General features: G+C 48.2%; 3 protein-coding genes and 1 pseudogene. 1 reads left to right on the forward strand and 3 read right to left on the reverse strand.

Annotated elements, in window-relative coordinates; translation table 11 throughout:
- Positions 1 to 2035: Ig-like domain-containing protein (locus BLS44_RS26095; RefSeq protein WP_176954566.1), on the reverse strand; the 2035-nt coding region annotated here is incomplete at its 3' end.
- 576 nt (positions 2036 to 2611) lie between these two features.
- Between BLS44_RS26095 and BLS44_RS26100 the strand changes: the two genes are divergently transcribed.
- A complete protein-coding gene (locus BLS44_RS26100; protein WP_176954567.1) occupies positions 2612 to 4519 on the forward strand; it encodes a tetratricopeptide repeat-containing sensor histidine kinase in 1908 nt (635 codons plus the stop codon).
- 149 nt (positions 4520 to 4668) lie between these two features.
- On the opposite strand, the gene BLS44_RS26105 is transcribed toward BLS44_RS26100, so the two are convergent.
- Positions 4669 to 5298, reverse strand: a complete 630-nt coding sequence (locus BLS44_RS26105; protein ID WP_090393704.1) for a response regulator transcription factor — start codon at positions 5296 to 5298, stop codon at positions 4669 to 4671.
- Between the two features lie 176 nt (positions 5299 to 5474).
- Positions 5475 to 5939 (reverse strand): annotated as a pseudogene (locus BLS44_RS26745) (hypothetical protein); the annotation flags it as partial.

Raw genomic sequence — 5939 nt, forward strand, 5'->3', positions numbered from 1 at the left:
ACAGGGCCGTGCCTCCGATGCCGGTGATCGTTGTTGCATTGCCTTCCGGGTCCACATCATTGGCCTTTAAACCGGTGGCGGCAGTACGAACGATGGAAGCTCCCTGAACGGCGGTAGCATAGTCATCGCTGGCCGAAGTACTGTTGGCTGTTCCGGGAGCATTCACCGTTACTACCTGGTAGGAGCTGGTACATTTAGGCGTGGGAACAGACAGATCACATACCTGGTAGGGAATGGTGTCTTTACCCACAAAACCAGGATCGGGTGTATAGGTAATATTACCCAGTGCATCTTTGGTTACCGTACCATGGGCCGGCTGCGTAGGTGTAACACTGGCAGGATTGAGCGCCGGCGAAAGCGAGCCCGGCTGATCATTGGCCAGGGTATTGAGCGTTACGGAAGTCGGTGTTCCACCAACAGGGTAGCCCGTCATGGTAGCCAGGTCCGGATTGGCCACCGGCGGGTTGGTGGCGGAATTAGGCTCCGCCACGGTAATGGTAAGCCGGTTGTTCACACATACGCTTCCGGCACATACCGGCACATCAAAGGTATACACACCCGGTTTGGTACCGGTAAAGGTATAAGTACCATCGGGGTTGATAGTGGGCATATCTGAGCTGGGGTTGGTGCCCACAACAGCGGGACTGCCATAGGTAGTAGTAGTGCCCACAGTTCCCGGCACCTTATCGTTTGTATTGAGGTTGCCCTTTATGGTCTGGTTTACATAGCCCGAATTAAAATCAGGGTTTACGGTCATCTGCTGAATATCAAAATTGGCATTGGAAAAATCACCGGTTCCGGTAGTAATGCTAAGCGAACCATTGGCGCTTCCATCGTTAGCTGCTCCTACGCCATCACGGACGTTTTTCCAGTCGGGAGGCAGGTTGGGCGCGGGTGCAGCAGCTCCCTTGGTGGCCGGTGTGGTCGTAATCACTACCTGATAGCTTGCGTTGGGCGAGCCGGCCAGTGTGTAAGTACCATCCGCATTGACGGGTACCTGGTCTACCACTTTACCATTGGCATCCACCAGGGTGGCATACAACTGCCCGCCCAGGTTGGTACCAGAGCCGGTGTTCAGGTTATTTACCTTGCCCGAAATATTTACATAGTTTAACACTGTATTGGGGCACATGGCTCCATCATTGGTGCTATTGGGGTTATAGCTGCCTCCCACCTGGGTAGCGGCACGAGAGCCTGTACCAGTAATAGGTATGGAATAATACCTGCCTGCCGGATTGAAAAAACCGTATAAAGTACCTGTTGCATCAAAAAAAAGTGAGCCATAGCCGTTGCCGGTACTATTTGAAGGAGTGCCTGTAACCGCCCCTATAGCAGTAACCGCTCCCGATACAGGATCAATTTTTCTTAACTGGTAAGTATTAGGGCTAACGGCGGTATAAGTAACAACAGTGTAAAACATACCATCGGCCTTATTGTAAGCCACATCTCCGGCATATTGGACGGCAAGGGTGGTACCGCCTCCGGTAAACGTGTTAAACGCAGTTGATGCCGCGCCTGTATCAGGATCTACCAATTTGCCGTAAGTGGCAGGTCGGGCAGGGTTTAAATCCACATAGTAATACCTGTTGCTACTACTATTGGCAAGCAGCATATATCCATCATCGGTAATATCTGCCATATTATACCCGGTAGCAGGGATAGTAGGAGCAGTGGGATCCGGATTGGTGGCAGGCAAACCGGCAATAGTCATTGCTGTGTACCCGTCGGCTCCTATTTTATATAACTGGTTACCACCTTTGTAGGTGTACATATAATTGTCGGTAGGGTTATAGCCCAATGCATTTACAGATACGCCGGCAGGAAAATTAAATAGCTGTGATTGGATTCCTGTTTTAATATCATAGGAATCAAAGGAATAAGTTACCGGGTTCGATCCTGAAACAATCATCACCTGGTAACCCTTACTGGAACAGCCAAAAGGTATTGTAGCCTGCGCCCAAACAGTAACAACCGAAAACAGGAGCAGCGTCATCAGTAACGACGCCCTGTACATTTGTTGGATTTTCTTTTTCATTTTTATTCTGATTTTATTTGCCCGACAGGATACGGTTTAAGCAGCAGCCTGCAGTCTTAACCCATTTGTTATCGCTTACGTTGTTTACAAATCTGTACAACGGATGTGTATAACAAATCTGAAATGGAACATATTGCCAAAAGACATAAAATGCGTCCCCTGCCAGGCGGCTTTGTTTTACCATTTTTTAATTAGTGCAAAGATGCCCGATTCCTGTTCCCCCGGGTCCCTACCTTTGTAGTAAAAATGGCAGGAGTTGTCAGCAATCAGTTATCAGTTTTCGGAGTCAGCACCCTTTAAATAATATTCAACAATATTCCACCACGCTAAACCTGGGCCCCACCTGTGATCCATGAGAAGTGAAACACGGATCTACCCTGAAACTATAAACCATAAACAAGAAACAGGTATTTAGCGATCATCGGGTTGTCTATGGCAAAGTTGCCCGCATTCTTTTTCTTCCAATCCCTATTTTTGTAGTAAATAAGATACTGCAACACTTATTGTTCTACTACAATGCAATTACACTCCCCAAAGCCGGGCACCCGCCTTATACTTTTTTTTACCTGCTGCTTTTTGTTGATAGTACAGCAGGCCTGCCATACAAAACAGGTCCTCCCCCCCGCTATCCGCCACCAGCTGGATTCGCTAAAAACGCTTAGCTTCGGCGTTCCCCCGGACAGCGAGCTGGCGGTGCAGGAACAGGTAACCCGCATTGCCCGGCAGTACCAGCTTACAGATGAGCAGATCCGCTCCTATTGCCGGACGGCCTATATTTATAAATGGTCAAAAATGGATTTTGAGCGGGCAAAAAAAATGCTGGACAGTGCCTCTATCCTGATGAAACAAACCGGCCGCACAAAAATGTGGTCTACAATAAATTTATATTATAGCTCCATCTATTTTACACATATGGACTCCATGTCGCAATACTACCTGGAGCAGGTATTACCAAAGCTTGACGAGCTTGATCCGTTTGATAAAAGCATGGCGCTCTGCTCCGCAGGTAATATCCAGAAGCTACGCAAAAACAGCTCGGGCGCACTGGCATATTATGCCCGCTCGCTGAATGAAGCAAAAAAGATCCGGCCCCGGAACCTGAATGCGGAGATCGGGCTTTATAACAACAGGGCGCTGGTTTATTATTACCAGTTGAGAGATACGCTGGCGGCCCTGCGCGAATACCGCAGGGCGCTGGCACTGGTTACGGATTCGTTGGAAAAAACAGGCGAAAATGCAGAATATATTTATTATAACCTGGGGCGCTATTATATAGACCTTAAACAGCCGGATAGTGCGCTGCGCTATATACAGAAACATGCGGCAATGACCAAAGCCCGCTACTCAGGCAAAGGCATGCCGCTGCTACCCAATATCTACTTTGCTCAGATCGCTTTGTTAAAAAATGAATATAAAAAAGCAGATACCCTGCTAACGGCTTTTGGCCGGTTTTTGGATACCAGCAATCTTTCCGACCCAACATTTGCATACGATTATATCGACACCTATTATGAAACCCTGTACAAGCTGAAAAAAGCAGAAGGCAATATGACACTGGCCCTGAAAGCACTGGAGGATCAAAAGAAGTTTAGCAATAGGACCATCCAGAAAAAAGAGAACGCCCAGTTGGCGCAATCCGAGCAAACCCTGGAAAAGAAACGGATGGAAGCAGCCCTGGCGGAGCAGGGAAAAAAAGCGGCTAACAGCCGGCTCATTTATTCGGTAGTCATTTTTTTGTTATTGCTGATCATTGCCGCAAGCCTGGTCATTTTTTTCCGGAATAAAAAACGGCTGGAAGAACAAAAGCTAAAGGCCCTGCAACAGGCCCTGGAAATAGAAAAGAAAGAACTGCTGCTGCAGGCGGAAACAACCGAGCGAAAGCGCATTGCACAGGAGTTTCATGATGAACTGGGAGGCGTGGTTACCATTATCAGCATGGCTGCAGGAGCCCTGGGCCGGCAACAAAAGGATACCGCCGACCGCGACCTGGCCGACGTACTGCAACGCAACAGCAAGAAGCTGAATATGCAGATCAACGAAATCGTATGGTCGCTCAATGATAAGAATGATGACCTGGGCAGCCTGCTGGCCTATATGCAGCGGTACACGACCCAGTTTTTATCGGATGCGGGACTGGCTGGCAGTATCCATTTTACCAGGGAACTGGTGGAGCTTCCGATTGAGGGATATAAGCGGCGTTACCTGTTCCAGAGTGTTAAAGAATGTCTGAATAATATTGTAAAGCACGCCGGTGCCACGGAGGTGGAATGCAGCGCTGCCCTTACGCCTGGCATCCTCACTATAACCATTGCCGACAACGGAAAGGGTATGCCTATAGAACACCTGACCAAGGGCAACGGACTGGACAATATCCGCACTAATATACAGGCGCTGGGCGGCAGCGTGCGCTGGGAACAGCATGCCGGCACAAGGGTTGTTATTACCGTTCCGTTGAAAGCGCTGGCGAGGGAGCAGGTTGCGTAGTGTTGAGGAGCGTAATTTAAAAATGTGGGAATGTGGAAATGGGCACTCAATGGTCAGCTATCAGCATTCAGCATTGAGTGTGCACGACCGAAGATCCGGCACCAGGAGTAAACGGATCTAACCATAAACCTCAAACAAGAAACAAGGTCTTACCGGCCATACGGTTTATTATAATACTTGTTGATAGCTTCTACCTTATTATTTACCTGCAACTTTGTATAAATACTATAGATATACGATTTTAAGGTTTTTACGCCGATGTGCAGCTGATCGGCTATTTCCTGGTAGGTTCTTCCAAATGATAACTGCTCCAGCACCAGTGCCTCTTTCGCCGTGATCCCAAATTTTTGTTTCGCCGGTACCTGCTGCATCTGCCGCACTAACTTCCGTGCGATATCGCTGCTCATAGGGCTTTTGCCATCGGCTACTTCCCGGATAGTGTCGGCAATAAATGCGGCATCATTGTCTTTCATAAGATAAGAGCTTGCCCCGGCTCGCAACGCGTCATATACCATCTGATCTTCATCATAAACCGTACACATAACAAATTCGGTCTTTTTGCAAACCGGTTTTAACTGCCGCACACATTCAATACCGTTTATATCCCGCATCCGGATGTCCATCAGCACCACATCCGGACGCAGCTCTTTTATCAGCCGCAATCCTGCCGCTCCAGAGGCTACGCTTCCCACATGCGACAGATCCGGTTCATCCTGTAAGATCTTTTCCAGTAACATCAGTACCTCCCGGTCGTCGTCAACAATTGCTACAGTTATCATATTATTATCTTATTGTTTGTAAAATAACATTTATTAGTGTCAATAGCAAGATCATTTTCGGCTAAGGGTGCATAACCGGGAAAAAGCCATTATATTACTGTGCTTTATTTGTAACGGCCGGGATTTTTACCCCGGCCGTTAAGACTATATATATATGTGTGTTGTACTTAAAAATCTTACTCCTTCTCCACTTTGATCACCTTTGAATAGCTCACAGTACCATTTATATCTTTTTGTGCAATGCGGATATAGGCCGGCTTCTCTCCTGCAGCTATTTCATCCGTCATTTTTTTAGAACAGGCCGCAATAGTGAGCACCGCGGCAACCGCCAGCAGCCACCGGCTGCTTCTGCCGCGCACTGCCGGCAGCAGCAGCAAAGCTGCCAATCCCATACCTGCAACTGCAAGAGCACCCGCACCGGTGCTGAACTCATAATCCAGCGGTGTGGTTGAAGTACCACCTTTTGCTTTGCTGAGCACTGTGCCCAGGGCCTTCCAGTTCTTACCATCCATGGATCCTTCAACCGTGTATTCTTTACAGTTCTCTTCGGTAAGTGTATTCCATATCACATACAGCACACCATCCTTCCAGTAAGCCTGTATGGGACCAAATACGGCCGGCAACACCCGGTCCGGAGTAAT

The organism is Niabella drilacis (assembly GCF_900101395.1).
In the GTDB taxonomy this organism is placed as follows: Bacteria; Bacteroidota; Bacteroidia; order Chitinophagales; family Chitinophagaceae; genus Niabella; species Niabella drilacis.